Below are 26,056 nucleotides of genomic sequence, written 5' to 3'. Positions count from 1 at the left end.
CGAACGGTACGCACGGTGGTGTGAGAGGACGGCGGTTAGTCACCGCCTCCTACTTGATTGCTTAAAACTACATAGGTGGATTGTTTACGGCAAAACTTAATCTGCAATATTTGCGATCACTGAGAGGTTTGCAGAGTCATCCAGAGAAATGGTAACAGAAGAACCTGCCTTCACAAGTGAAAGCTCTTCATTTGATGAAGAATCATTGTTACAGATGAAATGAAGATCTGTCAGGTCGTAGATCGTTGTGTTGTTGATGGTCAGTGTAGGAAAAGAAGAAAATCATAAAGAAAAGAGAGTATTTCTGTAAAAACTATACAAAAACACTCTCTGAAATTTGTAAATAATATTAAAACTATAACAGACGGAATACCTGTTCCACAGCTGCTGCCATATTTGATTTTGCATTTTTGGGATCCATTGCTTCGGCTAGTGTTGTGATTCCACGGACGATCGGGAAGAATGCATCGATTCCGGCCGCATTGCAGGCTGTTGCTTCCGGGGTGACGCTTCCGGCAAAAGCAACGACTTTGGAGCCGTATTTTTTTGCAAGTCTTGCCACACCGACAGGAGCTTTTCCCATAGCGGTCTGGTGATCGAGGCGTCCCTCGCCGGTAACAGTGATATCTGTATCTTCTAATTCTTTTTCCAGTTCGACAGCGTTAAGAATCAGATCGATTCCAGGAGTCAGCGTAGCATTTAAATAACTGAGAAATGCAAAGCCAAGACCCCCTGCAGCACCAGCACCTTCTGCAGATGCATAATCATTATGAAGAAATTTGGAGGTAACAGAAGCATAATGATTCATTGCCTGATCCAGTTCTTCTGCTATTTCCGGTGTGACACCTTTTTGCGGACCATAAATATAGGTAGCTCCGTTCTTTCCGCAAAGTGGATTAGTTACATCACAGGCAATATGAAAATTGCATTCTTTGAGAATTGGGTTAGCTTTTTCTATTATAATAGAAGATACCCGTTCAAGCGCCTGTCCGCCTTCGCCGACATCCTGTCCATTTTCATCGGAAAATTGATAGCCAAGTGCCTTAAGCATTCCAATTCCACCATCATTTGTTGCGCTTCCTCCAATTCCAATAATGAAATTGCGGATACCGCGTTCCATGGCATCTGCGATCATTTCACCGACACCGTAAGTGGTTGAAGTAAGTGGATTTTTTTCAGATTCTCTTACCAGGATAATTCCGGCAGCGGCAGCCATTTCGAGGATGGCAGTATTTTTTTCTGCCAGATATCCGTAATGTGCATTTACCGGAGTACCAAGAGGACCAGTCACTGTAAGATCAATACGCTCACCACCAAGTCCTGCAATCAGGGCATCTGTGGTGCCTTCACCACCATCTGCAAGTGGTTTTACGACAACATTCGCATCCGGGTGTGCTTTTAAGATCCCTTCCTTTGCAGCCATTCCGGCTTCAATCGAAGTGAGACTTCCTTTAAATGAATCAATTGCAACTACAACTTTCATAATTTCTAATCTCCTTATCACTGAATTTATTTTATGATAAATCCAGTGTATCATGGATTGAAGAAAAAAAGAATGTTATAAGAAATAATAAAAAGAATAAATAAACATAAAAATATGTCCCTTATAACATTTGCAAAAAGTGGGATATTTCCTATAATATGAGGTGTTCGAGGATTGCGGGAATTGCATAGCAATGGAGCAATCCAGTTACATCAGTGAGTGGCAAAATTTATTTTTGACACTCATATCATAAGATAGTAAAAACAGACAGTAAGGAACAGAAAAACAAAATGCAAGGAGTGGAAATCATGAATAAAAAAGAGATAAAACTGAGTAATGGAATGGAAATGCCAAGACTTGGAATGGGAACCTGGTTTCTTGGAGAAAATAGGAGCAAAGACGCGGAAGAGACAGCGGCACTCAGAGCAGGAATTGATGCGGGAATACGATTGATCGATACAGCGGAAATGTATGGAGATGGAAGATCAGAGCAGTTGATCGGACGAGCAATCCAAGGGTATGACCGCAGCAGGTTATTTCTTGTATCGAAGGTATATCCGCATAATGCCGGAAGAAGAAAAATTTTCAAAAGTCTGCAGCAGACACTGAAAAATCTACAGACAGATTATCTGGATTTGTATCTTTTACACTGGAGAGGAGGGATTCCACTTGAGGAAACGGTAGAATGCATGGAACAGCTTGTGAAAGAAGGAAAGATCCGTAGCTGGGGAGTATCGAATTTTGATACAGACGATATGAAAGAATTGTTTTCAGTGCCGAATGGAAATCATTGCGTGGTGAATCAGGTGCTGTATCATCTGGGCTCCAGAGGAGTAGAATTCGATCTTCTTCCGTGGCTAAAAGAACACAATGTGCCACTTATGGCATACTGTCCGCTGGCGCAGGCAGGGGATCTGCAGAAAGATCTTCTGCAAAGCAGTGCAGTGAAGGAAGTAGCGCGGATTCATGGAATTACACCAATGCAGGTGCTTCTGGCATTTGTTCTGTATAAGGAAAATGTGATTGCCATTCCAAGAAGTGGAAAGGCAGAACATGTACTGCAGAACTTGGAGGCGGGAAAGGTTCATCTGACAGTGGAGGAATATGCCAGATTAGATGCTGCTTTTCCGGCACCTCGGGAAAAAACATATCTTGATATTGTGTAAATCCCAGTGGAATGTGGACGGTGAGATACAAATTAAAAAAATAGAGAAAGACCACATTTATAGATAAACAAAATAAAACTTATTGAAAATTCAAAAAATTGTTTTGCATTCTTGTTCTTTTTATGATATTGTCTTTAGAGGTACAATAATTCAGGGAGGAACAAGAAATGAATAATTACATGTATCTGGTCCCGATTGCAGCTGTTATTGCTTTATTATTTGCAGCATATCTTGCTGGTAAAGTAGGAAAACAGGATGCAGGTACGGACCGCATGAAAGAGATTGCAGGCGCAATCGCGGAGGGCGCAAGAGCTTTCCTCATGGCTGAATACAAGATTCTGGTCATTTTTGTAGTAGTGCTTTTTGTACTGATCGGATTTGGTATCAGCTGGGTAACAGCAGTATGCTTTGTAATTGGAGCACTTTTCTCAACAGTTGCAGGATACTGTGGTATGACAGTCGCTACAAAAGCGAACGTAAGAACTGCTAACGCAGCAAAAGAAAGCGGAATGAATAAAGCATTATCAATTGCTTTTTCTGGCGGGGCCGTTATGGGAATGTGCGTAGCAGGTCTTGGAGCACTTGGCGTAAGCCTTGTGTACATCGTTACAAAGAACGTAGATGTGCTTTCAGGATTCAGTCTTGGTGCATCTTCAATCGCACTTTTCGCCCGCGTTGGTGGTGGTATCTACACCAAAGCAGCAGACGTTGGTGCAGATCTTGTCGGTAAAGTAGAAGCAGGTATCCCGGAAGATGATCCGCGTAACCCGGCTGTTATCGCTGACAATGTAGGTGATAACGTAGGTGACGTTGCAGGTATGGGAGCTGACCTTTTTGAATCTTATGTTGGTTCACTTGTATCAGCACTGACTCTTGGAGTAGCAGCAGGAGCTGTATCCGGAGTACTTTATCCGCTTGCGATCGCAGGATGTGGTCTGATCGCTTCTATCATCGGAACCTTCTTTGTAAAAGGTGATGAGAATTCGAATCCGCAGAAAGCTCTTACAAAGGGAAGCTATGCAGCTTCTATCGTAGTTATTGTTGTAGCACTTGTACTGAGTAATGTACTCTTCGGAAAGATGAGTGCAGCTATTGCTGTTATCGCAGGTCTGGTTGTTGGTGTGATCATCGGTAACATCACAGAGTACTACACATCAGCAGACTACAAACCGGTTCAGGGAATCGGAGAACAGTCAGAGACTGGTGCAGCTACTACAATCATCAGTGGTCTTGCAGTAGGAATGAAATCTACAGCAATCCCGCTTCTCCTGATCTGTGTAGGTATCTTTGTATCTTACTCAGTTGCAGGACTTTACGGAATCGCACTTGCAGCAGTAGGTATGCTTTCTACAACAGGTATCACAGTTGCCGTTGATGCATACGGACCGATCGCAGATAATGCAGGTGGTATCGCAGAAATGTCAGGACTGGATGAATCTGTTCGTGAAATCACAGATAAGCTTGACTCAGTAGGAAATACAACTGCAGCTATGGGTAAGGGATTCGCAATCGGATCAGCAGCCCTTACAGCACTTGCACTTTTCGTATCTTATGCACAGGCAGTTGGTCTTGAAGCGATCAACCTTCTTGACTACAGAGTAATCATCGGTATCTTTATCGGTGGTATGCTTACATTCCTCTTCTCCGCATTTACTATGGAGTCTGTATCAAAGGCTGCATACAAGATGATCGAAGAAGTAAGACGCCAGTTCCGTGAAAAACCGGGCATTATGAAAGGTGAAGAAAAACCGGATTATACATCATGCGTTGCAATCTCTACCACAGCAGCTCTTCACGAAATGCTGCTTCCGGGTGTGATGGCAGTCGTAGTACCGCTGATCGTTGGTATCGTTCTTGGTGTGGAATCCCTCGGTGGATTACTTTCCGGAGCACTTGTTACAGGTGTACTTATGGCAATCTTCATGTCCAACGCTGGTGGAGCATGGGATAATGCTAAGAAATACATCGAAACAGGACATCATGGCGGAAAAGGAAGCGAAGCTCACAAAGCAGCAGTTGTTGGTGATACAGTAGGTGATCCGTTCAAGGATACATCAGGACCGTCTATCAACATCCTGATCAAACTTATGACAATTGTTTCACTTGTATTTGCACCGTTATTCTTATCAATCGGTGGATTACTGTAAGAATTGAATAAAGTAAAAGAAATCCTTCATTTGCGGGAAACCGCAGATGAGGGATTTTTTTGTAAAAGGCACGAATTATTTGATTTATAAATAAGACAAGCAAATTATAGTTAAATACGATAAGACAATCTATAGAAATAGGACTGGTTTGATGTTAGAATGAAAAAGTGATGTAAGATGACAAAGGAGAGAGAAAAATGATAGAAGAAAGTATGATTCGGGAAAAATTTATAAAAGGATATGATTGCTCTCAGGTCGTTCTGTCTTATTTCGCAGAGAAACTTGGGATTACGGAAGAGATGGCGAATAAAGTCTCGGCTTGTTTTGGAGGTGGAATGATGCATGGGGATACATGCGGTGCATTTACCGGAGCAATCATGGCTGTTGGATTAAAATATGGACACTGGGATGTGAATACTCTGCTTCGGCAAAAAGAAGAAATGATGAACAAATATGCAGAATTTAGAGCATTGTTTCTGGAAAAGTTTGCAACAAACAGTTGCAAAGAGTTATTAGGCTATGATGTATCGCTTCCGGAACAGCTTGAAGAAGCACTTTCGAGTGGCAGAATGCTGGATTTTTGTCCTAAAGTAGTGGAAAGTGTGATTGAAATGTTGGAGGAAATATTATAGATGAAAGATGCACTTATTTTATTTACGAGGGTGCCGATACCAGGACAGACAAAGACCAGGCTGATGCCTTTTCTAACTGGGGAAGAGTGCGCGCGTCTACATGCCTGCTTTGTAAAGGATATATATGAAAAAGCAAAGCAGGTGGATGCGGATATTTTCGTGTTTTTTACACCAAAGGATGAAAAGAAGCTGCTACAGCAAGTTCTTGATAATGAGACAGTATGTCTTCCACAATTTGGTGATGATCTTGGTGAAAGGATGAAGAATGCGATTGGAATCGTACTGAGAATGGGGTATGAGAAAGTAATTCTGATCGGGACAGATATTCCGCAGATTCATCCGGAAACACTGAAAAATGCATTTGATAATCTTGGGGGAAAAGATATTGTGATTCATCCTACATTTGATGGAGGGTACTATCTGATCGGAATGAAAAAAGAATATGATTCTATATGGAAAATTGAACGATACGGAACGAATACAGTTATTTATGATACCTTACAGCACATGAGAAATGAGAAACTCTCTACGGCGGTAGGTCAGATGTATTATGATGTGGATGATAAGGGAGATTTGTACCACCTGTATGAGGATATTGAAAAGGGAGCAATTTGTAACTGTCCAATTACGATTGATTATCTGGAACTGGGACTGAAAGGAAAGCTGGATAAAAATTATGAATAAGTGGGATTTGGATGCATGTATCCATTGTGGAAAATGTACCAGAAGTTGTCTGTTTCTGGAAAAATACGGAATTGATCTGCCGGTATTAAAAGAAAAACCGGAGCTGGCATATCATTGTTTCTTGTGTGGAACCTGCGGGTGTGTCTGTCCAAAAGGAATTGATGGAAAAGAGATTGCACTTGACAGTCGGAGAAAATTGGTTGAAGACGGAGGTGGGAAGCTTCTTGATAATTCATATGACGGACTGCTCTTAGAAAAGAATCCGTATAAATTTGCAAATTACCGCCATTCAAAAAAGAAAGCAGTTTTTTTTACGGGATGTAATTTTCCGTCTTTTTTTCCGAAAACGACAGATAAGTTGGTGGAAGAATTCGCAAAATATGATGTGGGAGTTGTATATGACTGTTGTGGGAAACCGATTGAAGAACTGGGACTTGTTTCAGAGGCAGCGGGGATCATTGAGCGAATCAACTGGAAATTAAAAGAGTCAGGAGTAGAACAGGTGATCATGGCATGTCCGAACTGCTATTATTTTTTAAAAGGACGACTGGATGCGGAGATTATCAGTGTTTACGAAAAAATGGCAGAGCTTAAAATTGGAAATATTTATCAAAAAGAAAGGATTCCAATGTATTATCCATGTCCGGACCGGAAAGACAGAAAGTTTGAATATGATATGAAGCCATTCCTTGTCGGAAAGGTAGAAGATGCATTCAGAGATGTACAGTGTTGCGGGCTTGGTGGATGCGCAGCTGGAAAAGAAGCGGATGTGGCACAGGCACTGACAGACCGTGTAAAAGCATCGAGGGAGCCGGAACTTTATACATATTGCGCTTCGTGCATCTGTAGTTTCAGAAGGAGAGGATATGAAGATGCAAAGCATTTGCTACCGCTTATTATGGGAATCGATGAAAAGGTACCTCTTGGGAAAACACCTATTTTGAATCGGGCAAAATGTAAATTTAAATAGGGGAGTCGTGGGAAAAGAATGACGATTAAAGAATTAGAGGAATTTCGGATGATTTGTCAAAGAGGAAGTCTTGCGAGGGCTTCAAAAGAGCTTTTTATGTCACCACAGGGACTCAGCCGTGTACTGAAAAATCTGGAAAATGAACTGGAATGTACGTTGCTTGACAGGGTTGCCTCCGGGATAGAACTGACAGAGAGTGGACAGAGGCTGTATGATTATGCGAATACGGTTCTTAGCGAATATGACAAATTGAAAAAAGAAATTGATATGATACGTGCGAGTGAGGAAGGGACAGTAGAACTTCTGGTTGCCTATGATATCCTGCGTTACCTGACGCCAGACTGTATTCTGGAATTTCAGAAGAAATATCCGAATGTGACATTTTCTTATATGGAATATCCGGATCGGATCGTAGAGAAAATGCTGCTTGACAAAGAAGGGAATGTGGCATTGTCGATCGGACCATTTGCAGGAGATTGTTTTGATATGAAAAGTTTAAAAAAATGCAGTCTGGGGCTTCTGGTCTATGAAGGACATTCTCTGGCGAAAAAAAGAGAAGCAACTATTCTGGATCTGGAAGGCGAGCCTCTTTATCTTGAAAACAGCAGTTTTAAACTCAATGAGTTTATTCAGAGTAGATGCTGGAACCGGGGATTTGAACCGGATATTGTATTTGAGACAAATGGATTTGATCTCTGCTATAAAATGTGCCGGCTGAAGAGAGGGATTTCTGTGACGATTGACTTTGTCCATGAAGATATGAATACAGAGGGGCTGGTCATGATTCCTTTCGCAGAAGATGATATGATCTGGGAAATCGGTCTTCTTACGCTGAAGGACAGAGCAATGGAATCATCGGTAGAAAAATTCTATAAGTATATAGAAAAATACAATAGCTAAACGAAGTGTTGAGGGGCAACAACAAAGCAGGAATGAAAAACAGCGTGCTTTTTGTTAATAATTTGTTATAATGAAGGACGGAGAAAATGAAGGAGGAAAATTTTAATGAAAAAGAGAATTGCAGCGCTGCTTTTAAGTACTGTGATGGCGTTTTCCTTAACAGCATGTGGAAACAGCGCAAAGACAGAAAAAGCAGACAACAAAGAAACCAAGCAGACAACCGAAGCCGTAGAGGATATGAGCTTCGATGAAATGGTGGATGCAGCCAAGGGTACAACCGTTACATTTTACGGATGGGGCGGAGATGATAGCTTAAATGACTGGCTTGATAACTACTATGCACCGCGTCTGAAAGAAAAATATGACATCACACTGGAACGTGTACCGATGGATATTGATGCGATTTTAAGTCAGCTTTCCGGTGAAATTTCAACAGATAAAAAAGATGGCGATATCGATATGATCTGGATTAATGGAGAAAACTTCAAGACCTGTAAAGAAAACAACATGCTTTACGGACCGTTTGCAGAAGAACTTCCGAACTTCCAGTCTTATATTGATACAGATGATGAAGAGACAAATGCAGACTTCTGCTTTCCGATTGAGGGATATGAAGCTCCATACGGAAAAGCACAGCTTGTTATGATCGCAGATACAGCAGTAACACCGGATCTTCCGACAAACACAGATGAGTTCATGGAGTTCTGCAAAGCGAACAAAGGAAAAGTAACTTATCCTGCATTACCTGACTTTACAGGAAGTGCATTTGTTCGTAATGTGATTTACGATATCTGCGGATATGAACAGTTCATGGATATGGAAGCTGATAAAGAGACTGTAAAAGCAGCAATTGAGCCAGCTCTTGAATATCTGCGTGAACTGAATCCATACCTGTGGAATGAAGGAAAGACTTTCCCGAAGGATTCTACGGCACTGACCAATATGTACTCTGACGGAGAAGTTGTAATGGATATCTCTTACAGTGCATATTCAACAGCTACCAATATTGAAAATGGTACTTACACAGAAACATCTCAATCCTTCCAGTTCGATAAAGGAACAATTGGAAATACAAATTACATTGCAATTGCAGCAAATTCAGGAAACGTAGCAGGAGCCCAGGTAGCAATCAACGAGATGATGGATCCGGAAGTACAGGCAGATCGTTTCACAGAGATCCGTACCATTCCGGTTGTAGATTACAACAAATTAAACGATACACAGAAAGAAGCATTTGATAAAGTTGAAATCGGTAAGGGAGCAATCTCTCAGGATGAACTTTTATCAAAACGTCTTCCGGAAATGCCTTCCGCACTTGTACCGATCATCGAAGAGATCTGGGCAGAGGAAGTAGTAGGAAAATAAAATGAAGAAAAAAATGACACCTTATATACTGTTGGTGCCGCAACTTATATTAGGCGTAGTTTTTATTATTGGTCTGGGAACTGGAATCATCCAAAGTTTAGGGGTGATTCCAGCTTTTGGGTTAACGGAACCGACGCTGAAATATTATAAGGAGGTACTGACAAGGCCGGATCTTTTGCAGTCATTAAAATATAGTCTGTACATTGCATTTATGTCGGCTTTTCTTGCCACAGTAACAGGAACATTTCTGTGTGCAGTTCTGGTGAGTGCCGGAAAAGTGCGCGGAATCATTATGCGGATTGTTCAGATTCCGATCATTGTTCCCCATGTTGTTGTGGCACTCTTTATTGTAAACATTCTTTCGCAAAATGGAATCCTTGCGAGAATCCTTGCAAATGCAGGACTGATTACGGATCAGCAGCAGTTTCCGATGCTGATCTATGACAGATATGGACTTGGTGTAATTCTTGCCTATCTGTGGAAGGAAATCCCATTCATAATCTATTTTGTGATTGCTCTGATGGCGAATATCAATGGCAGTCTTGGAGAAGCAGCGACCAATCTTGGAGCGAATAAACTTCAGACCTTCATGAAAGTAACGCTTCCTTTATGTATGAATACAGTGCTCAGTGGTTTCCTGATCATCTTTGTATTTGCACTTGGAGCATATGAGCTGCCGTTCATACTTGGAGCAACGACACCAAAGGCGCTGCCGGTTCTGGCTTATCTGGAATATACCAAGCCGGATCTGCGGGCGCGACCGTATGCGATGGCGATCAATGGAATCCTGATCGTGATTGCTCTGATTGCAGCAGTTTTATATTACATATTACTTCGCCGGAGCACGAAGAAGCTGGCAGGTTAGGAGGAACAGGAAGATGAAAAGAAAAAAGAACATCTGGGAAGGCCTGATCATAGGCAATTTTATTTTCCTGGTTATCGTACCGATCCTTACAATCCTTGTCTGGGTGGGAACTGAGAGATGGGCGTGGCCGTCGCTCATACCACAGAAATTTTCTATGAGAGCGGTGAATGGAATACTGAGAAACAGGCAGCAGCTTGTGCGACTTTGTATGTCCAGTCTTTTCATATCGGCTTCGGTCGCGTTCCTGTCGGTTGTGATTGGAACAATGACGGCGAGGGCGCTGGAATGCTATGATTTTTTTGGAAAGCGGCTGTTTTCATTTATGTCGATGCTTCCGTTTCTTGTTCCGGGAACCGTGTTTGCGATGGGGGTTCAGATTACCTTTATCAAATGTGGACTTAGCGGAACTGTTCTGGGGGTTATTATTGTCCATCTGATCTGCTCCCTTCCATATGCAGTGACACTGATGCAGGATGGCACAAGAGCGATAGGGGTAAAGCTGGAGGAACAGGCAAGAGTTCTGGGGGCTGGTGCGCTTCAGGCATTTTTTAAAGTGACACTTCCGAATCTGTTTCCGGTCATGCTTTCTGCGTTTTCGATGGCATTTGTTGTTTCGTTCAGTCAGTATTTCCTGACGTTGATGATCGGCGGGGGAAATGTCAAAACATTTGCGATCGTCATGGTTCCATATCTCGGAAGCGGAGAACGTAATTTTGCCAGCATTTACAGTGTGATATTCCTGGTGATCATGCTTCTGGTGTTTGGAATACTGGAATGGATCGTGGGACGTTTTACAAAGGCACAGGAAGTAGAATATTATTAGGCAGGAGGAGCACATGAGTCTTACAATTAAAGAACTTTGTGTAGATTTACAAAAGATAAGAATACTGAAGAATATAAATCTGGAGATTAGAACGGGAGAATTTGTTTCGCTTCTTGGCGCCTCAGGCTGCGGAAAAACAACACTGTTAAAAAGTATTGCAGGTCTTCTTGAAACGCAGGAAGGGGATATCCGGATCGATGACACATCGATTACAAATCTTGCACCGGAAAAAAGAGGAACCGTGATTGTTTTTCAGGATCTCAGACTGTTTCCGCATATGACGGTAGAACAGAATATTAGCTTTTCGATGGAGCTGAAAAAAATCCCGAAAAAAGATAAGCAGGCGCGGGTAGGAGAACTGTTAAAAGCTGTCCAGCTGGAAGGATTTGAGAAGCGTAAGATCCGGGAAATGTCCGGTGGACAGCGTCAGAGGGTCGCGCTGGCAAGAGCGCTTGCGGCAGATCCGAAACTTCTTCTTCTTGATGAACCATTTTCAAGCCTGGATGAGAATCTGCGGTGCGAGATGGCAGATCTGGTAAGAAAGCTGCATCATGAGATGGGGCTTACGGTCGTTATGGTCACGCATGATAAAGAAGAAGCGATGAAGGTGTCTGACCGGATCGCTCTGATGAAAGCTGGAGAAGTGCTTCAGTATGATAAGCCGGAGAGGATGTTCTACCATCCAGAGTCCAGAGTGGTGGCAGATTATATGGGACAGACAAATTATATTTTTGGGAAAGTGGAGAATGGCAGATTCGTAAGCCGGGCAGTTTCATTTGAGACGCAGAAAGCGGAAGGAGAGTATGAACTGATGGTCAGACCATCGGCGATCACGCTGACCGTAGATGAGACGGAAAGAATGTATCAGATTGAAGAAGTTATGTTTGAGGGGGAAACAGCAGAAATCCTGTTGAAGTATGCAGATGGAAAGCTGACAGTATGGATGCTTCACCGTGACTGGATGAAACTGGGGGTAAAAACAGGAGAACTGGTTGGCATCAAAATTGATGAAAGACAGGGGATTTTGTTTCAGAAGTGATAAAAGGAGAATGGTATGCGAAAAATAATTCATGATTGTGACTGTACGTTTGGAATTAATGGGTGTGATGTAGATGATGGACTGGCACTGCTGTATCTGCTGGGGGATCCGGAAGCAGAGGTCCTGGGAGTGACGACAACTTATGGGAACAATACGCTGGAGAAGGTTTACGAAAATACAAAGAAGTTTGTAAAGAAAATCGGGCATGACGAGTTGCGCGTTTACAAAGGTGGAGCAACACCTGGAGAAACCGAAAGTGAAGCGGCACATTATCTTGCCGAGATGGCAGAAAAATATGCCGGGGAGCTGGAAATTCTGGTGACGGGTTCCGTGACAAATCTTTATGGAGCCTGGAAACACAATCTTGAGTTTTTTCATCAGGTGAAGAGTATCGTATTGATGGGAGGAACAACAGAACCGCTGATCTTTGCAAAGCGGGAAATGGATGAACTTAATTTCTCCTGTGATCCGCTGGCAACTTATGCGACACTTACCAGTGGAACGGATGTTGCGGTTATTACGGGTAATAATTGCCTGAAGGTACTTTTTACAAGAGAAGAGTATGAAAGAGAACTTTCGGATCTGAGTAAGGGAGTTGTAAGGCTGATCAAGAATGAGACGGATTACTGGTTTGACAATAACTGGGATGAATATGGAATTCCCGGATATTATAACTGGGATGCGATCGCTGCGGCTTACATGATGCATCCGGAACTTTTTGAGATACAGAGAGTGGACATGCAGCTGTCAACAGAAAAGCTTACAAAGGGAAGACTGATTCTGGCAGAGGATGAAACGAAAAAGAACTGCACTCTCAAGATCCCGGTGATCAGAGATGCGGACGAGTTCCGGAGAAATCTGTATGATACCTGGATGAACGTAGAAATTGAAACCGTGAAGTAGAGATGAAAATATCAATTATTATACCAACATACAATGAAGAATCGACAATTGAAAGGCTGATGAAGACACTGGAGCCGCTGAATGAAAGATGTGAGATTCTGTTTGTAGACGGGGGAAGCACGGATGGAACACTGGCACTTTTGAAGGACCGGTATCCGGTAATTCAGTCCCCGAAAGGAAGAGCAAAGCAGATGAACAAGGGAGCGGAAGAAAGCAGTGGAGATGTACTTTTTTTCCTGCACTGCGACAGTGAAGTTCCAGCTACAGCATTAGAAGAGATTGAGACTGTAATGAAAAAATACCGGGCAGGGTGTTTTGGAATTGCATTTCATTCATATAACTTTTTTATGTTCACCTGCAGGGTGATCTCCAATCACAGGATTAAAGACAGAAAAGTAATGTTTGGAGACCAGGGGATTTTCATTGACCGGAAGTTGTTCTTTGAAGTGGGAAAATTTCCAGAGATGCCGATTCTGGAGGATTATCAGTTTTCACTGATCCTCAAAGAAAAAGGGATTCCGCTTGGGATGACAAGACACAGGATTTATACTTCAGACAGAAGATTTGGCGGAAATACAATCGAAAAGCTGAAAGTAATGTGGCTTATGAACCGGCTGAGAGCCATGTACCGGGATGGTGTTCCGGCAGAAGAGATTGCAAAATTATATAAGGATGTCCGTTAGGGAGTCTGCTTTATGCAGACTCCTTTACTTATTTGGAAAATCAATAAAAGAAATAGAGAAAATCAATGATAAGTGTAAGGGATTTGATTGAATAAAGACTGAAAAAATAATATAATTATAATTTAAAGGGGAAGAAAATATGTCAGTTTATATTCAAAATTTTGTCAAATTTAAGCCGTTTTTAAAAGAACTGGTTTCAAGAGACGTGAAGGTGAAATACCGGCGTTCCATACTGGGGGTTTTATGGACACTGCTGAATCCACTTCTTATGATGACGGTTTTATCCATCGTTTTCTCAAATCTGTTTAAATTTGATATAGAGAATTTTCCGTTGTATTTGTTATGTGGGCAGGTTATTTTTAACTTTTTCAATGACGCTACGACAAATGCAATGTCAGCAATTATCGGGAGTGCATCTCTGATAAAGAAGGTGTATGTACCGAAATATGTATTCGTGATGTCAAGGGTGTGTTCCAGTCTGATCAATCTGATGGCATCCTGTGCAGCGTTATTTCTGATTATGATCGGTATGCATGCGGAACTTCACTGGACAATGCTTCTTTCAGTTGTGCCACTTTTTTTGTTGGTGGTTCTGGCTCTGGGGATTGGACTGATTCTGGCGACGATTGCGGTGAAATACAGGGATGTTCTGCACTTGTATTCGGTGCTGATGGCAGTGCTGATGTATCTGACACCGGTTATCTATCCAATGTCGATTCTGCCGGAATGGTTATACCATCTGGTAATGATAAACCCTCTGACCAGTATTCTGATCATGTTCCGGAATGTTGTAATCTATGGCAGACTTCCAGGTCTGGTGATGCTTCTGGTGACAGCAGCAGAAGCTGTACTGTGTCTTGGAGTGGGATGCTGGTTTTTTTATAAGCATCAGGATGGTTTTATCTTTGATTTGTAGGAGTAAGGATGGAGAAAAAAGTAATTGTAAAAGTAGAAGATGTTTCCATCAAATTCAGTCTGGCATCAGAGAAATTTGATGGATTTAAGGAATATTTTATACAGAGAGTAAAGAAAAAGATTACCTATCAGGATTTCTGGGCACTGCAGGATGTGTCGTTTGAAGTCTATAAAGGAGAAACACTGGGACTGATCGGTGTAAACGGAAGTGGAAAAAGTACGATGTTGAAAATCATTGCCGGTGTCATGAAACCAACCTGTGGCAGCGTTAAGACTTCCGGTGTGATCGCGCCGCTGATCGAACTGGGAGCAGGGTTTGATTTTGACCTGACTGCGAAGGAGAACGTATTTCTGAACGGGACGCTGCTTGGATATACCAGGGAATATCTGGAGGAGCGCTATGAAGAGATTGTAGAGTTTTCAGAACTGGACCAGTTTATGGATGTACCGGTGAAAAATTTTTCATCGGGAATGTTTTCGCGTCTCGCGTTTGCGGTAGCAACAATCGGACAGCCGGATATTCTGATCGTGGATGAAGTATTATCGGTAGGCGATTTCCATTTTCAGCAGAAATGTGAAGCAAGAATTAACCGGATGAAGGAGAATGGAGCTACGATTTTGTTTGTTTCGCATAATATGGAGCAGGTGAGAAATCTGTGCAGCCGGATTGTATGGCTGGAACATGGAAGAGTTCGCAGTATCGGGGATGCAGATGAGTTGTGCAGAGAATATCAGGAAGCAGAATAAGAGGGAAAAATGAGAAAAGTAGAAAAGTTGGCAACAGTTATTGTGCTGATTCTGCTTGCATTTGTTTATGGACATGTTCATAAGACGCATGCGATTTATGACCGGATGATAGAAAATGACCAGTATGTCATGATGGATGTGTCGCAGGATCAGATATCGCAGGAATTTGTCTGTGAGGAGGAGACACTGGATGGAATCCAGGTGAAATGCCAGAATTTGCAGGAAGATCCAGAAGCAGAGATCCGAATTTATCTTCAGGATTGTGAAAATGGAGAAACGGTTGCGGAATCTGTGAAGAAGGTGGGAGATATAAAAACGGGCAAATTCAATGAATTTTCGTTTGATACGGTAACCAGATGCAGGGGGAAGGCGTATAAAGTAGTATTTGAAAAAGATTCTATTGCACTTTATACGGAAAAGACATCAGAGGAAGGAACAAATTTGAAAATAAATAGTGAAGAAAGTGAAGGAACTTTAATTTTAAAGACGGTTACATATCGGTTTGATATAGAAACATTTTGCGTATTTCTGCTGCTAGTATTGTATATCTGTGTTTTCTTTCAGTTTTTGAACTGGTTATTTTCCAGATAGTGTGGAAGTGAGAGGATTTGAAAAATGGAAAATGCTTTTTATATCGCAACATGTCGGTTTCATGTAAAAGAAAAAGACAGATTACTTATTACGGGATATTTTCTGGATAACAGACCAGATGGAAACCGGATTGAAATCCGGCTGGATGGAAAGAAACTATTTTATACAACGGATGGAATCCGTCTTCATCCGTTGAAGTTCCGTAAGATAAGAAAAAGACTTATAACCAAACAGTTTTTTCTTTGGATACATCTTCCGAAAGACTGGAGAGAAGCGTCCAGACTGGAAGTATTGCAGTCGTATCGTGGAAAAGAAGAATTGATGAAGACCTTTGCAGTCAGTGAATTGAAGAACCTGGAGAAATGGCTGGCAAACAGCATAGATAAGGTGAATACTGAAGAAAAAGGATTTTCAGTCGAGGGATGGTATTATAGAAGGAAAAATGCATCGATTCGGTTTCTGGATGAGAATCAGAATGAACTGGAGATGAAAGAAGAAAAAATCCGGCGTCTGGATGTGCTGCGAGAGTATCCGGAATGTAAAAAGGAAGAGATTGCCGGGTTTAAGGCATTTTATGAGGAAGGTATTCCGCGAAAACTGGAAGTATGCTTTGAAGAAGAAGAGAAAAATGCGGAAGAGATCATGAATCTCAAAAGAAAACTGCGACGTCAGAAAATGCTGGATGATTTTCGCAAAGTCAGAATCTATTATCGTCAGTTTGGAATCCGTGCAGCGTTTATCAGGGCGGGTGACAAATTGAGTGGGAAAAACGGTACAGAGTATGAAGAATGGCTGCGAAGACATGAGCCGTCCAGGATCAGACTGTACCGGCAGAAGAGAAAGCAATTTACCCGGATGCCGAAGATTTCGATTGTTGTTCCTCTTTACCGGACACCAGAAAGATATCTGCGGGAAATGCTGGATTCTGTAAGAGGACAGTCCTATCAGAACTGGGAGCTCTGTCTTTCAGATGGAAGCGGGGAAGATTCGTCGATTGCAGGGATTCTGGAAGAATACACAAAGAAGGATAGCCGAATCCGGGTGAAGGACAATAAAAAACAACTGCATATTTCGGATAATACAAATGTGGCACTGGATATGGCAACGGGAGATTATATCGCTTTTATGGATCATGATGATCTGCTGACACCGGACGCATTGTATGAGTGTGTGGCAGAATTGAATGAATATCCGGATACAGAGCTTATTTATACGGATGAAGATAAGATTACGATGGATGGAGAAGAGTATTTCTTCCCTCATTTCAAATCGGATTTTAATCCAGATATGCTTTGTACAACAAATTATTTCTGTCATCTGGTGGTTGTTAAAAAGGAATTATATCAGGCGGCAGGAAAATTGAACGGCGAATACGATGGTGCACAGGACTATGATTTTGTACTCCGGTGTGTTGAGAAGACCGATAAGATCCGGCATATACCGAAAATCCTATATCACTGGCGAGCATGCGAAGGATCTACAGCAGGCAGTGCAGACAATAAATCCTATATTGTGGATGCAGGTGCAAAAGCGGTAAGAGCGCATTACAGAAGAATGGGAATTGAAGCAGAAGTCATTCCAACGAAGTATCCGGGAATGTACCGGACGAAATATCCGGTAAAACAAACACCTAAGATATCGGTTATTATTCCGAACAAAGATCACACAGATGATCTGATCAAATGCCTGCGATCGATCCGGGGAAAAAATACCTATGAGAATATAGAAATTCTTGTTATAGAAAATAACAGCCAGAAAAAGAAAACGTTTAAAGATTATAGAAGGATCATGCATGAGTATCCAAAAGTTAAGGTTTTGTACTGGAAAGGAGAAGGATTCAATTATCCGGAGATCAATCAGTATGGAATTGATCATGCGACCGGCGAATATCTGCTGTTTCTGAACAACGATACAGAAATGATCGGCAATGACTGTATTAAAGAAATGTTGAGCTATTGTATGCGGGAAGATGTAGGTGCTGTCGGGGCGAGAATGTATTATGAAGATGGAACGCTTCAGCATGGAGGAGTGATCATCGGGCTTGGAGGAGTGGCAGGACATGCATTCCTTGGAATGGACGGAGATTCGCCGGGATATTTTGCGAGGGCGCAGGTGATCCATGATCTGAGTGCAGTGACAGCAGCCTGTATGATGATAAAAAAACAGGTGTATGAAGAAGTCGGAGGATTTGATCCGAAGTTTGCGGTGGCATTTAATGACGTAGATCTGTGTCTGAAAATACGGAAAGCAGGATATCTGATCGTATATGATCCATATGCGGAACTGATTCATTATGAGTCCAAGTCAAGAGGATATGAAGACACAGAGGAGAAAATTGAACGTTTTAACAGAGAAATTAAATTGTTTCAGACTAGGTGGAAAAAGATTCTGGAAAATGGAGATCCGTATTACAGTCCGAATCTGACACTGGATCATAATGACTTTGGACTGAATCATCTGGCAAAAGTGGAGAGGAGATAGGAGATGTTCAATAAAATGTCTCTGTATCGGGTAAAAAAAGGGCTTGTATATCTTCGGTACTTTGGACCAAAAGAGTTTATGATACGTTTAAAAGAAAGGATCCGTTTTCAGAAGATTGATTATGAAAAATGGTATCAGAATCACAGGCGGACCAAAGAAGAGATGGAAAGACAAAGACAGGAAGCGTTTTCGTATGCACCCCTGATCAGTATTGTTGTTCCGGTATATCAGGCACCGGAAGAATTTTTGAGACAGATGATTCTGTCTGTATGCCGTCAGACGTATAAAAATTGGGAATTATGTATGACTGTTTCAGATGAAGAGAGACACAGAATGGAAGAAATTCTAGAAGAGGATGAGTTCAAAGAAAAAGCGATTCACCTGATCGGTATTTCAGAAAACAGAGGAATTTCTGAAAATACAAATGCAGCGATAAAGGAAGCTACCGGAACATATATTGGTTTTCTGGATCAGGATGATCTGCTTGCGCCAGATGCATTGTATGAGATGGTAAAGAAACTGAATGAATATCCGGAGACCGGACTTCTTTATTCCGATGAGGACAAAGTGACAGCAGATCTGAAAAAACATTTTCAGCCGCATTTTAAACCGGATTTCAATCTGGATCTGTTGCGGGCAAATAATTATATCTGTCATTTTTGTGTGATAAGAAAAAGTCTGATCGAAGAAGTTGGTGGACTAAGAAGTGAATTTGACGGAGCGCAGGATTACGATCTGGTTTTCAGGTGTGTGGAAAAAACGATAACGGCGCATGTGCCGCGGATTCTTTATCATTGGAGGGTACATCAGGTTTCTACTGCGGACAATCCAATCAGTAAAACTTATGCATTTGAGGCTGGACAGCGTGCCATAGAAGCACATCTGCTAAGATGTGGTGAACATGCAGAAGTTTTACCGGAACTGGACAGAGGGTTTTATCGTGTCCGGTATAAGATGCAGGGGAATCCAAAGATTTCCATTCTGATTCCCAATAAAGATCATATAAAAGATTTGGAGAAATGTCTAGAATCGATTTCCAGATCGGATTATAAGAATTATGAGATCATAATTATCGAAAATAACAGCGAAAAAGCGGAAACATTTGCTTATTATAAAACAATAGAGTCAGACCATATCCGAATTCTGAGATGGGATGGACCATTTAATTATTCGGCGATCAACAACTACGCAGTAAGCGAGACTGATGGAGAATATCTGGTACTTCTGAATAATGATACGGAAGTGATCGGAAAGGACTGGCTGGAAGAAATGCTTGCGAACTGCCAGAGAAAGGAAGTCGGGATTGTCGGAGCAAAGCTTTATTATCCGGGTGGTCAGGTGCAGCATGCTGGAGTCATTGTTGGGATTCGGGGAATTGCTGGTAATATGTTCCGGGGACTTCCAAAAGGTTATTCCGGGTATCTGCACAAAGCAAGTACCCAGCAGGATCTGTCAGCGGTGACAGCAGCATGTATGATGGTAAAGCGTTCCGTATATGAAGAAGTGGGTGGATTTGAGGAGCGACTTGCAGTGGCGTTCAATGATATTGATTTCTGTCTGAAGGTACGCAGATGCGGATATCTTGTAGTATATGACCCTTATGTGGAACTGTATCATTATGAATCCAGATCGAGAGGGGCAGAGGATAATGAGGAAAAGATCAGAAGATATCAGTGCGAGATTGATTATGTACGCCGGACCTGGTCTGAAATCATGGAAAAAGGAGATCCGATGTACAATCCCAATCTTACGCTGGTGAAGTGTGATTATTCTTTGCGCGAAAAAGAGGATGGATAGAGAAAAGATGGTGGTATTTTGATAAAGAACAATCAACGGATGCTAAATAAAGCACAGGTATGTGTAGATGCAGGAATTATTGCTGTCGCATATTTTTTCTCGTGGTATCTGAGATTCAGGAGTGGGATTTTTGTGCAGGACGCAGGAGTCCTGCCGGTGCAAACATATTTTTCAGCTCTGTTTTTTATAATTCCTGGATATCTGCTTTTGTATAGCAGTTTTCAACTTTATATGCCAAGAAGGATAAAAAGTTACAGGCAGGAATTGTGGGATATCATTCGTGCCAATGGGATTGGTCTTATGGCTTTTATCCTGGTACTTTATTTTATAAAGCAGGAGCATTTTTCAAGACAGATGCTGTGCATTTTCTTTCTTGTAAATATCTTCCTGGAATTTGTTTCAAGATATCTGATCCGTACAGTGCTGTGGAAAATACGAAAGCAGGGGATGAATCAGAAACATATTCTGATGGTCGGAGAGAGTAAGGCAGCAGAACAGTATATGGACAGACTGAGACAGAATCCAAAGTGGGGATATCATGTGTTTGCCCATCTGAAAGATAAAGAAAAACTGGAAAGAATACTGGAGGGGAATGAACTGGATGAGGTTGTGATTGCGCTTCGTGCGGAGGATTATGGAAAACTGGAGCGGATTGTGGATGTCTGTGAGAAGGCAGGGGTACACACGAAAATGATTCCTGATTTTGGAAATGTGATTTCTACCAGGCCTTATATTGAGGATGTGCAGGGGATTCCGGTGATTCATGTCCGCAGAGTTCCACTGAATATCATGCGGAACAGGGCGGCAAAGAGGGCAGTTGATCTGATTGGGGCAACGGTTGCAATCATTCTTTTTTCACCGGTCATGCTGCTTACTGCGCTAGTGGTTGCCTTTACAGAGGAAGGAAGTGTGATCTACCGGCAGGAAAGAGTTGGACTGCATAACCAGGTATTTTATATGTACAAATTTCGATCTATGATCATGCAGGATGAAGAAGAGGAAAAAACAGAATGGTCTACCAGGAATGATCCGAGGATTACACCGGTTGGAAAGCTGATCCGCAGGACGAGTATTGATGAACTGCCGCAGCTTTTTAATGTGCTGAAAGGAGAGATGAGTCTGGTAGGACCAAGACCGGAAAGGCCACAGTTTGTGCAAAAGTTCCGGGATGAAATTCCACGTTATATGGTAAAACATCAGGTGCATCCGGGAATGACTGGCTGGGCGCAGATTAATGGATATCGTGGAGACACTTCCATTGAGAAGCGGATCGAATATGATCTTTACTATATTGAGAACTGGACAATGGTATTTGATATGAAAATATTGATTCTGACAATTTTTAAAGGATTTTTTGACGGAAGATGAAGATAGATGTGATCATACCGGTCTACAGACCGACAGAAAAACTGCATAAAGTATTGTATAGGCTCTGCAGACAGACGCACCTTCCGGAGCAAATCATTCTGTTACACACCAGGGATGGGATAAAGCTGGATGTTTCGGTTTGTAAAGACCGGGTTTCTGTTACAGAGATTCCGATTTTGGAAAAAGAATTTGATCATGGAAGAACCAGAGAGCAGGGAATCTGGATGTCAGATGCAGATATTGTGGTCATGATGACCCAGGATGCAGTTCCGGCAGATCCGTTTCTTTTGGAAAAGCTTTCAGAAGTATTAAATGAGCATCCGGATGCTGTGGCAGCTTATGCCAGACAGATACCGGATCAGAACTGTGGTCTGTTGGAAAAATATACGAGAGTTTTCAATTATCCCCCAAAAAGCCAGATTAAATCGCAGAAGGATTTGCCAAAACTGGGAATAAAAACTTATTTTTGCTCCAATGTGTGTGCTGCCTATCGGAGAGGAGTCTATCTGGAACTGGGAGGATTTCCGCATCCGGTCATCTTCAATGAAGATTTGGTCTTTGCAGCAGGAGCAATCCAAAATGGATGGAAGATTATTTATAAAGCAGATGCACGGGTGATTCATTCTCATGAGTATACTTACAGAGAGCTGATAAGGAGAAATTTTGACCAGGGTGTATCGCAGGCATGTCATCCAGAAATATTTGAAAAAGTAAAGTCAGAGAAAGAAGGCATACACCTGATTTGCACACTTGTGAAAAAGCTTTTAAAAGAAAGAAAATATTTGCAGATTATACAGCTGTTTGTGGAAAGCGGGTGCAAATATCTGGGCTACCAGATGGGAAAACATTACCGACAATTACCGGAAAGTTTCATCATGAAACTGACAATGAATCATAATTACTGGAGAGGAAGGAATGATGAGGATGCTTAAAAAAATAGCAGGATGGTCGTGGAAGAAAAAGATTATTGGGATTATTTGCATGATGCTGATTCTTGTTCTGGGGATGGCAGGTGCCGTATTTGGTTATGCTGCCAGCAAAGTGAACAAAATCCAGAAAATCGAAGTAAAAAAAGAAACACTGAAGGAATCGATTACAGAAGAGGTGGAACATAAGAGTGGATACCTGAATGTGGCAGTATTCGGGCTGGATTCCAGGGACGGTTCGCTGGATAAAGGAAATCGAAGTGATACGATCATGATCGTAAGTTTGAATCAGGAAACTTATGAAGTGAAAATGGTATCGGTGTACCGTGATACTTTTATGCGGCTGAAAGATGGAAGTTATAATAAGGCGAATGCAGCTTATTCTTATTTCGGACCGGATGGGGGTGTTGCTCTTTTGAATGAGAACATGGATATGAACATTGAGAAGTATGTATCTGTGAACTTTAATGCCTTAGTCGATGTAATTGATGCGGTGGGAGGAATGGATCTGGAGCTGACTGATGCAGAAGTAGTCCACATGAATAATTATTGTGTGGAGACTTCTGAAGTAACCGGAAAAAGTTATAAGAAGATTGAGCCGGAAGTCGGAGGTAGCTATCATCTGAATGGAGTACAGGCGGTTTCTTATGCGAGAATCCGTTATACAGATGGTGGAGACGCGCAGCGTACAGTGCGTCAGAGAATCGTCCTTCTGAATATCATGCAGAAGCTGCAGCAGATGGATCTGACGACGATCAATAAGATTGCTGACAGTGTTTTTCCACAGATTGCAACCAATTTTTCTTTTACTGAAATTCTGAATTATGCGAAAGATTTTCAAAAATATAAAGTAGGTGAAACACTTGGATTTCCAAATACAAGGTATTCCAAAATGCTTTCTGGTGTAGGAAGTACAGAAATCGCAGATACACTGGCATCCAATGTTGCCGAAGTACATCAGTTCCTGTTTGGAGATACAGATTATCAGGTATCAGGGACAGTAAAAGGAATTGATGATGAAATAAAAGATGCGCTTTCCAGTGGAAAATATGAGGAAACAGACGAGACGGAAAAAGAGAATGAAAAGTCGGAAGACAAGACATCTGAGGAAACGAATCATATAGAAAGTAATATAGAAGTGACGGAAGATGGAAATGCCGGAACGGATTCTGGCAATTCATCAGCCGACAGTGGATCTGGTTCATCAGCAGTGACAGAACCACAGCAGCCGGATACAGAAACACCGCCGGATTATTATGAGGAAGATTACTATTATGGTGATGATTAAAGGAGGAAAAAGGAATGAGAAAAATAACAAAGTGGTTATGCAGTGTATTGCTTGTAGCAGCAATTGGTCTGACAGGATGTGGACAGAAACAGAAGACGGAAAGTACGGCAGAGAAATCCAATGAAAATCATTTTGTGGGAGAGTGGATCGTTGAGCCGGAGTATGCAATCAGCAAGGTTGGAGATGAAAATACGCTGTTTGTAGATGGAAGGGGAGAAAAAAAGGCAATCCTTGGAACTGTAAAAGGTGCAATTGCTACAGTATGGCAGGACTGGAGTATTACAGAAGGAAAACAGGGAGATGAGAAATGGGGGTGCATCCAGGAGCCGGAACAGCTGGAAGAGACTCTTGGCAATCTTGGAATTACAAAGGATAAAGAAATTATTCTGATCGGTGAGACCCTAGATGGATGGGGAGATGATGCGAGACTTCTCTGGGAACTCCGGGCAGCCGGATATGAAGATGTGAAGATGGTAGATGGCGGATGGAAGGCGTTGAAAGACAGTGGAATCAAGACACAGTTCCTCGCATCCAAACCGGAACCGGCAGAAGTAAAAATCGATGAAATTGATTATTCCCATGTGATGACAACCGAAGAATTACAGAAGAATTATGACGAGTACAAAATTGTGGATGTGCGTACCGATGAAGAATATGAAGGAGCAATCCTGTATGATGAGGCAAAGGGAGGACATCTTCCGGGAGCAATTCATATCCGGTACACGGATCTGTTCGATGATGCGGGATATCTGAAATCCAATGAAGAACTGACAAAAATGTTTGAGGATGCCGGACTGTCTAAAGATGATGAGATCGTCACTTATTGTACAGGAGGAATCCGTTCGGCATATACACAGCTGGTAATGGAAATGTGTGGATTTGAACATACATACAATTATGATCAGTCATTCTGGAGATGGGCTGTTGTTGGAGATGTAGAATAATGGTTAGCGTTTTGATGTGTACTTATAACCGGAGATTTTGTTTGAAACAGGCGATTGACAGCGTACTTTGTCAGACGTATCCGGATTTTGAATTTGTCATCGTAGATGACGGATCGACCGACGGAACAGAAGAACTGATTAAAAGCTATCAGGATCCACGGATCAGATATTTTAAACTGAATCGGAATTCGTTTTACTGTTATGCAGCAAATCAGGGGCTTGATCACTGCCAAGGAGACTATGTGGCATTTATGAACAGCGATGATGCATGGTTGCCGGACAAGCTGGAAAAGCAAGTGACGGTTATGGAAGAGGATCGGATGCTCGGGGCATGTTTTACGAGAGTATATCTGGTTGATGAAAGTGGCAATGATCTGTCAGAAGAATGCAGGGATATGGCAGAGCTTTTTGACAGGAAGTGTTCGACACAGAAAGAATATCTGCATACGCTTCTGCAATCTGGGAATTTTCTTTGTCATCCCTCAGCTCTGGTCAGAAAATCTGTATTGGATAAGATCGGATATTTCAATCTTTTGTATCGCCAGCTGGCAGATTATGATCTGTGGCTTCGGATTGTAAGTGAAGCAGAGATCACGGTTCTGGAAGAGAGACTGATCCGCTTTCAATGGAATATAAAAGGAAAGAAACAGATCAGTATGTCAACAAGAGAAAATTCAGTCCGCGCATTTAATGAATCTGTCATGATCCGGAAAAATTGTGTTGAATCGATGACGGATGAAAAATTTTGTCAGTTTTTCCGGGAAGATTTCCGGAATCCGGATTCTGTATCACATTTACAGCTGGAATTTGAAAAAGCATTCTGGTTGATGAAATGTATAGAGGAAGTACCGGGACTGAAAGCAGCGGGGATGGAAATGCTGGGGCAGATTATGAGAGAAGCAAATGCAATGGAGACTTTAAGAGAGCATTTTCATCTGGATATTTTTGATCTGTATCAGTGGAATGGAGAACATATGTATAAGACGCCATGGCTGATAAGTGAAATTGAAGAAGGAAGCCAGCAACTGGCGTATTATAAAGATATTCTCAAACAGAAAGATGAGTATATCGGGCAGCAGAAAGAACAGCTTGAAAAACAAAATGCAGCGATTGAACAGCAGCAGGAATATATAGAAGGACAGCGAAGGCAGGCCGCGCATTATGAAGAACAGCTGGATGAACTTGGCAGACGGATGGAACAGAAAACAGGGCAGCTTAAGAAATATGAGGATAAGATCAGGGAGCAGGATGAAATGATCCAGACATATGCAAATTCAACCAGCTGGAAAATAACAGAACCGATGAGAAAAATCATGCGTCTGCTGAAAAAGTGATTTAT

General features: G+C 41.9%; 22 protein-coding genes and 1 pseudogene. 22 read left to right on the top strand and 1 reads right to left on the bottom strand.

The genetic code is table 11. The annotated features are described in order from the left end of the window. Positions 1-355: 355 nt before the first annotated feature. Complete coding sequence (locus tag PGQ33_RS10775) at positions 356-1,483, bottom strand: glycerate kinase family protein (RefSeq protein ID WP_270205711.1); 1,128 nt, start codon at positions 1,481-1,483, stop codon at positions 356-358. A 308-nt stretch (positions 1,484-1,791) separates the two neighbouring features. Between PGQ33_RS10775 and PGQ33_RS10770 the strand changes: the two genes are divergently transcribed. The 22 genes and pseudogenes from PGQ33_RS10770 to PGQ33_RS10665 all read left to right on the top strand — a co-directional run bounded on the left by PGQ33_RS10770 (position 1,792) and on the right by PGQ33_RS10665 (position 26,051). Further along, entirely contained in the window at positions 1,792-2,649 is an 858-nt protein-coding gene (locus tag PGQ33_RS10770) for an aldo/keto reductase (RefSeq protein WP_173826253.1), read from the top strand. A 167-nt stretch (positions 2,650-2,816) separates the two neighbouring features. Next, the gene (locus PGQ33_RS10765) at positions 2,817-4,796 is read left to right on the top strand and encodes a sodium-translocating pyrophosphatase (protein WP_173826252.1); all 1,980 of its coding nucleotides are present in this window, start codon (positions 2,817-2,819) and stop codon (positions 4,794-4,796) included. Positions 4,797-4,993: 197 nt separating this feature from the next. Continuing rightward, positions 4,994-5,428: a C-GCAxxG-C-C family protein gene (locus PGQ33_RS10760; RefSeq protein WP_270205710.1), complete on the top strand. Its 435-nt coding sequence runs from the start codon at positions 4,994-4,996 to the stop codon at positions 5,426-5,428. Next, positions 5,429-6,112 carry a TIGR04282 family arsenosugar biosynthesis glycosyltransferase gene (locus PGQ33_RS10755; RefSeq protein ID WP_022221077.1) on the top strand — a complete coding sequence of 228 codons (684 nt, stop codon included), beginning with the start codon at positions 5,429-5,431 and terminating at the stop codon, positions 6,110-6,112. Further along, on the top strand, positions 6,105-7,082 hold the full coding sequence (locus PGQ33_RS10750; protein ID WP_022221076.1) for a (Fe-S)-binding protein: 978 nt from the start codon (positions 6,105-6,107) through the stop codon (positions 7,080-7,082). The genes PGQ33_RS10755 and PGQ33_RS10750 overlap by 8 nt, the downstream gene beginning before the upstream one ends. 18 nt (positions 7,083-7,100) lie before the next feature. Next, positions 7,101-7,982 (top strand): LysR family transcriptional regulator, encoded by an 882-nt coding sequence (locus PGQ33_RS10745; RefSeq protein WP_117555897.1) that lies wholly within the window; start codon positions 7,101-7,103, stop codon positions 7,980-7,982. Positions 7,983-8,087: 105 nt separating this feature from the next. Beyond that, the gene (locus tag PGQ33_RS10740) at positions 8,088-9,347 is read left to right on the top strand and encodes an ABC transporter substrate-binding protein (protein ID WP_117555899.1); all 1,260 of its coding nucleotides are present in this window, start codon (positions 8,088-8,090) and stop codon (positions 9,345-9,347) included. 1 nt (position 9,348) lies between these two features. Next, a complete protein-coding gene (locus PGQ33_RS10735) occupies positions 9,349-10,212 on the top strand; it encodes an ABC transporter permease (RefSeq protein ID WP_117834328.1) in 864 nt (287 codons plus the stop codon). Positions 10,213-10,225: 13 nt separating this feature from the next. Next, positions 10,226-11,035, top strand: a complete 810-nt coding sequence (locus tag PGQ33_RS10730; RefSeq protein ID WP_177999131.1) for an ABC transporter permease — start codon at positions 10,226-10,228, stop codon at positions 11,033-11,035. A 13-nt stretch (positions 11,036-11,048) separates the two neighbouring features. Continuing rightward, positions 11,049-12,074, top strand: coding sequence for an ABC transporter ATP-binding protein (locus tag PGQ33_RS10725; RefSeq protein WP_195488115.1), 1,026 nt, complete (start codon positions 11,049-11,051; stop codon positions 12,072-12,074). 15 nt (positions 12,075-12,089) lie between these two features. Continuing rightward, positions 12,090-12,977 (top strand): nucleoside hydrolase, encoded by an 888-nt coding sequence (locus PGQ33_RS10720; protein WP_195501922.1) that lies wholly within the window; start codon positions 12,090-12,092, stop codon positions 12,975-12,977. Between the two features lie 5 nt (positions 12,978-12,982). Then, positions 12,983-13,660 (top strand): annotated as a pseudogene (locus PGQ33_RS10715) (TIGR04283 family arsenosugar biosynthesis glycosyltransferase); the annotation flags it as partial. A 139-nt stretch (positions 13,661-13,799) separates the two neighbouring features. After that, entirely contained in the window at positions 13,800-14,576 is a 777-nt protein-coding gene (locus PGQ33_RS10710) for an ABC transporter permease (RefSeq protein ID WP_270205709.1), read from the top strand. An 8-nt stretch (positions 14,577-14,584) separates the two neighbouring features. Then, positions 14,585-15,322 carry an ABC transporter ATP-binding protein gene (locus PGQ33_RS10705; RefSeq protein ID WP_270205708.1) on the top strand — a complete coding sequence of 246 codons (738 nt, stop codon included), beginning with the start codon at positions 14,585-14,587 and terminating at the stop codon, positions 15,320-15,322. A 9-nt stretch (positions 15,323-15,331) separates the two neighbouring features. Beyond that, on the top strand, positions 15,332-15,913 hold the full coding sequence (locus PGQ33_RS10700) for a hypothetical protein (protein WP_270205707.1): 582 nt from the start codon (positions 15,332-15,334) through the stop codon (positions 15,911-15,913). 24 nt (positions 15,914-15,937) lie between these two features. Continuing rightward, positions 15,938-18,394, top strand: coding sequence for a glycosyltransferase family 2 protein (locus PGQ33_RS10695; protein WP_055247769.1), 2,457 nt, complete (start codon positions 15,938-15,940; stop codon positions 18,392-18,394). 3 nt (positions 18,395-18,397) lie between these two features. Further along, positions 18,398-20,191, top strand: a complete 1,794-nt coding sequence (locus tag PGQ33_RS10690; protein ID WP_195368008.1) for a glycosyltransferase family 2 protein — start codon at positions 18,398-18,400, stop codon at positions 20,189-20,191. A gap of 39 nt (positions 20,192-20,230) precedes the next feature. Next, positions 20,231-21,559, top strand: a complete 1,329-nt coding sequence (locus tag PGQ33_RS10685; RefSeq protein WP_270205706.1) for an undecaprenyl-phosphate glucose phosphotransferase — start codon at positions 20,231-20,233, stop codon at positions 21,557-21,559. Next, complete coding sequence (locus PGQ33_RS10680) at positions 21,556-22,491, top strand: glycosyltransferase family 2 protein (RefSeq protein ID WP_022220925.1); 936 nt, start codon at positions 21,556-21,558, stop codon at positions 22,489-22,491. Before PGQ33_RS10685 ends, PGQ33_RS10680 begins: the two co-directional genes overlap by 4 nt. Further along, positions 22,484-23,773 carry an LCP family protein gene (locus tag PGQ33_RS10675; protein ID WP_270205705.1) on the top strand — a complete coding sequence of 430 codons (1,290 nt, stop codon included), beginning with the start codon at positions 22,484-22,486 and terminating at the stop codon, positions 23,771-23,773. The genes PGQ33_RS10680 and PGQ33_RS10675 overlap by 8 nt, the downstream gene beginning before the upstream one ends. Before the next feature lie 14 nt (positions 23,774-23,787). Continuing rightward, a complete protein-coding gene (locus tag PGQ33_RS10670; RefSeq protein ID WP_055156750.1) occupies positions 23,788-24,717 on the top strand; it encodes a rhodanese-like domain-containing protein in 930 nt (309 codons plus the stop codon). After that, entirely contained in the window at positions 24,690-26,051 is a 1,362-nt protein-coding gene (locus PGQ33_RS10665) for a glycosyltransferase (RefSeq protein WP_330663258.1), read from the top strand. The genes PGQ33_RS10670 and PGQ33_RS10665 overlap by 28 nt, the downstream gene beginning before the upstream one ends. The last annotated feature ends 5 nt before the right edge of the window (positions 26,052-26,056 follow it).

It is taken from the genome of Coprococcus sp. AM100_B19A, from assembly GCF_027662015.1.
Lineage (GTDB): Bacteria > Bacillota > Clostridia > Lachnospirales > Lachnospiraceae > Allocoprococcus > Allocoprococcus comes.
The sequence above is the reverse complement of the archived record's forward strand: the minus strand, read 5'-3'. Positions and strand labels throughout refer to the sequence as shown.

Excerpts from the sequence above, each read along its gene's own strand:
- PGQ33_RS10775 (WP_270205711.1), bottom strand. The coding sequence starts at position 1,483 with ATGAAAGTTGTAGTTGCAATTGATTCATTTAAAGGAAGTCTCACTTCG.
- PGQ33_RS10770 (WP_173826253.1), top strand. The coding sequence starts at position 1,792 with ATGAATAAAAAAGAGATAAAACTGAGTAATGGAATGGAAATGCCAAGA.
- PGQ33_RS10765 (WP_173826252.1), top strand. The coding sequence starts at position 2,817 with ATGAATAATTACATGTATCTGGTCCCGATTGCAGCTGTTATTGCTTTA.
- PGQ33_RS10760 (WP_270205710.1), top strand. The coding sequence starts at position 4,994 with ATGATAGAAGAAAGTATGATTCGGGAAAAATTTATAAAAGGATATGAT.
- PGQ33_RS10755 (WP_022221077.1), top strand. The coding sequence starts at position 5,429 with ATGAAAGATGCACTTATTTTATTTACGAGGGTGCCGATACCAGGACAG.
- PGQ33_RS10750 (WP_022221076.1), top strand. The coding sequence starts at position 6,105 with ATGAATAAGTGGGATTTGGATGCATGTATCCATTGTGGAAAATGTACC.
- PGQ33_RS10745 (WP_117555897.1), top strand. The coding sequence starts at position 7,101 with ATGACGATTAAAGAATTAGAGGAATTTCGGATGATTTGTCAAAGAGGA.
- PGQ33_RS10740 (WP_117555899.1), top strand. The coding sequence starts at position 8,088 with ATGAAAAAGAGAATTGCAGCGCTGCTTTTAAGTACTGTGATGGCGTTT.
- PGQ33_RS10735 (WP_117834328.1), top strand. The coding sequence starts at position 9,349 with ATGAAGAAAAAAATGACACCTTATATACTGTTGGTGCCGCAACTTATA.
- PGQ33_RS10730 (WP_177999131.1), top strand. The coding sequence starts at position 10,226 with ATGAAAAGAAAAAAGAACATCTGGGAAGGCCTGATCATAGGCAATTTT.
- PGQ33_RS10725 (WP_195488115.1), top strand. The coding sequence starts at position 11,049 with ATGAGTCTTACAATTAAAGAACTTTGTGTAGATTTACAAAAGATAAGA.
- PGQ33_RS10720 (WP_195501922.1), top strand. The coding sequence starts at position 12,090 with ATGCGAAAAATAATTCATGATTGTGACTGTACGTTTGGAATTAATGGG.
- PGQ33_RS10710 (WP_270205709.1), top strand. The coding sequence starts at position 13,800 with ATGTCAGTTTATATTCAAAATTTTGTCAAATTTAAGCCGTTTTTAAAA.
- PGQ33_RS10705 (WP_270205708.1), top strand. The coding sequence starts at position 14,585 with ATGGAGAAAAAAGTAATTGTAAAAGTAGAAGATGTTTCCATCAAATTC.
- PGQ33_RS10700 (WP_270205707.1), top strand. The coding sequence starts at position 15,332 with ATGAGAAAAGTAGAAAAGTTGGCAACAGTTATTGTGCTGATTCTGCTT.
- PGQ33_RS10695 (WP_055247769.1), top strand. The coding sequence starts at position 15,938 with ATGGAAAATGCTTTTTATATCGCAACATGTCGGTTTCATGTAAAAGAA.
- PGQ33_RS10690 (WP_195368008.1), top strand. The coding sequence starts at position 18,398 with ATGTTCAATAAAATGTCTCTGTATCGGGTAAAAAAAGGGCTTGTATAT.
- PGQ33_RS10685 (WP_270205706.1), top strand. The coding sequence starts at position 20,231 with ATGCTAAATAAAGCACAGGTATGTGTAGATGCAGGAATTATTGCTGTC.
- PGQ33_RS10680 (WP_022220925.1), top strand. The coding sequence starts at position 21,556 with ATGAAGATAGATGTGATCATACCGGTCTACAGACCGACAGAAAAACTG.
- PGQ33_RS10675 (WP_270205705.1), top strand. The coding sequence starts at position 22,484 with ATGCTTAAAAAAATAGCAGGATGGTCGTGGAAGAAAAAGATTATTGGG.
- PGQ33_RS10670 (WP_055156750.1), top strand. The coding sequence starts at position 23,788 with ATGAGAAAAATAACAAAGTGGTTATGCAGTGTATTGCTTGTAGCAGCA.
- PGQ33_RS10665 (WP_330663258.1), top strand. The coding sequence starts at position 24,690 with ATGGGCTGTTGTTGGAGATGTAGAATAATGGTTAGCGTTTTGATGTGT.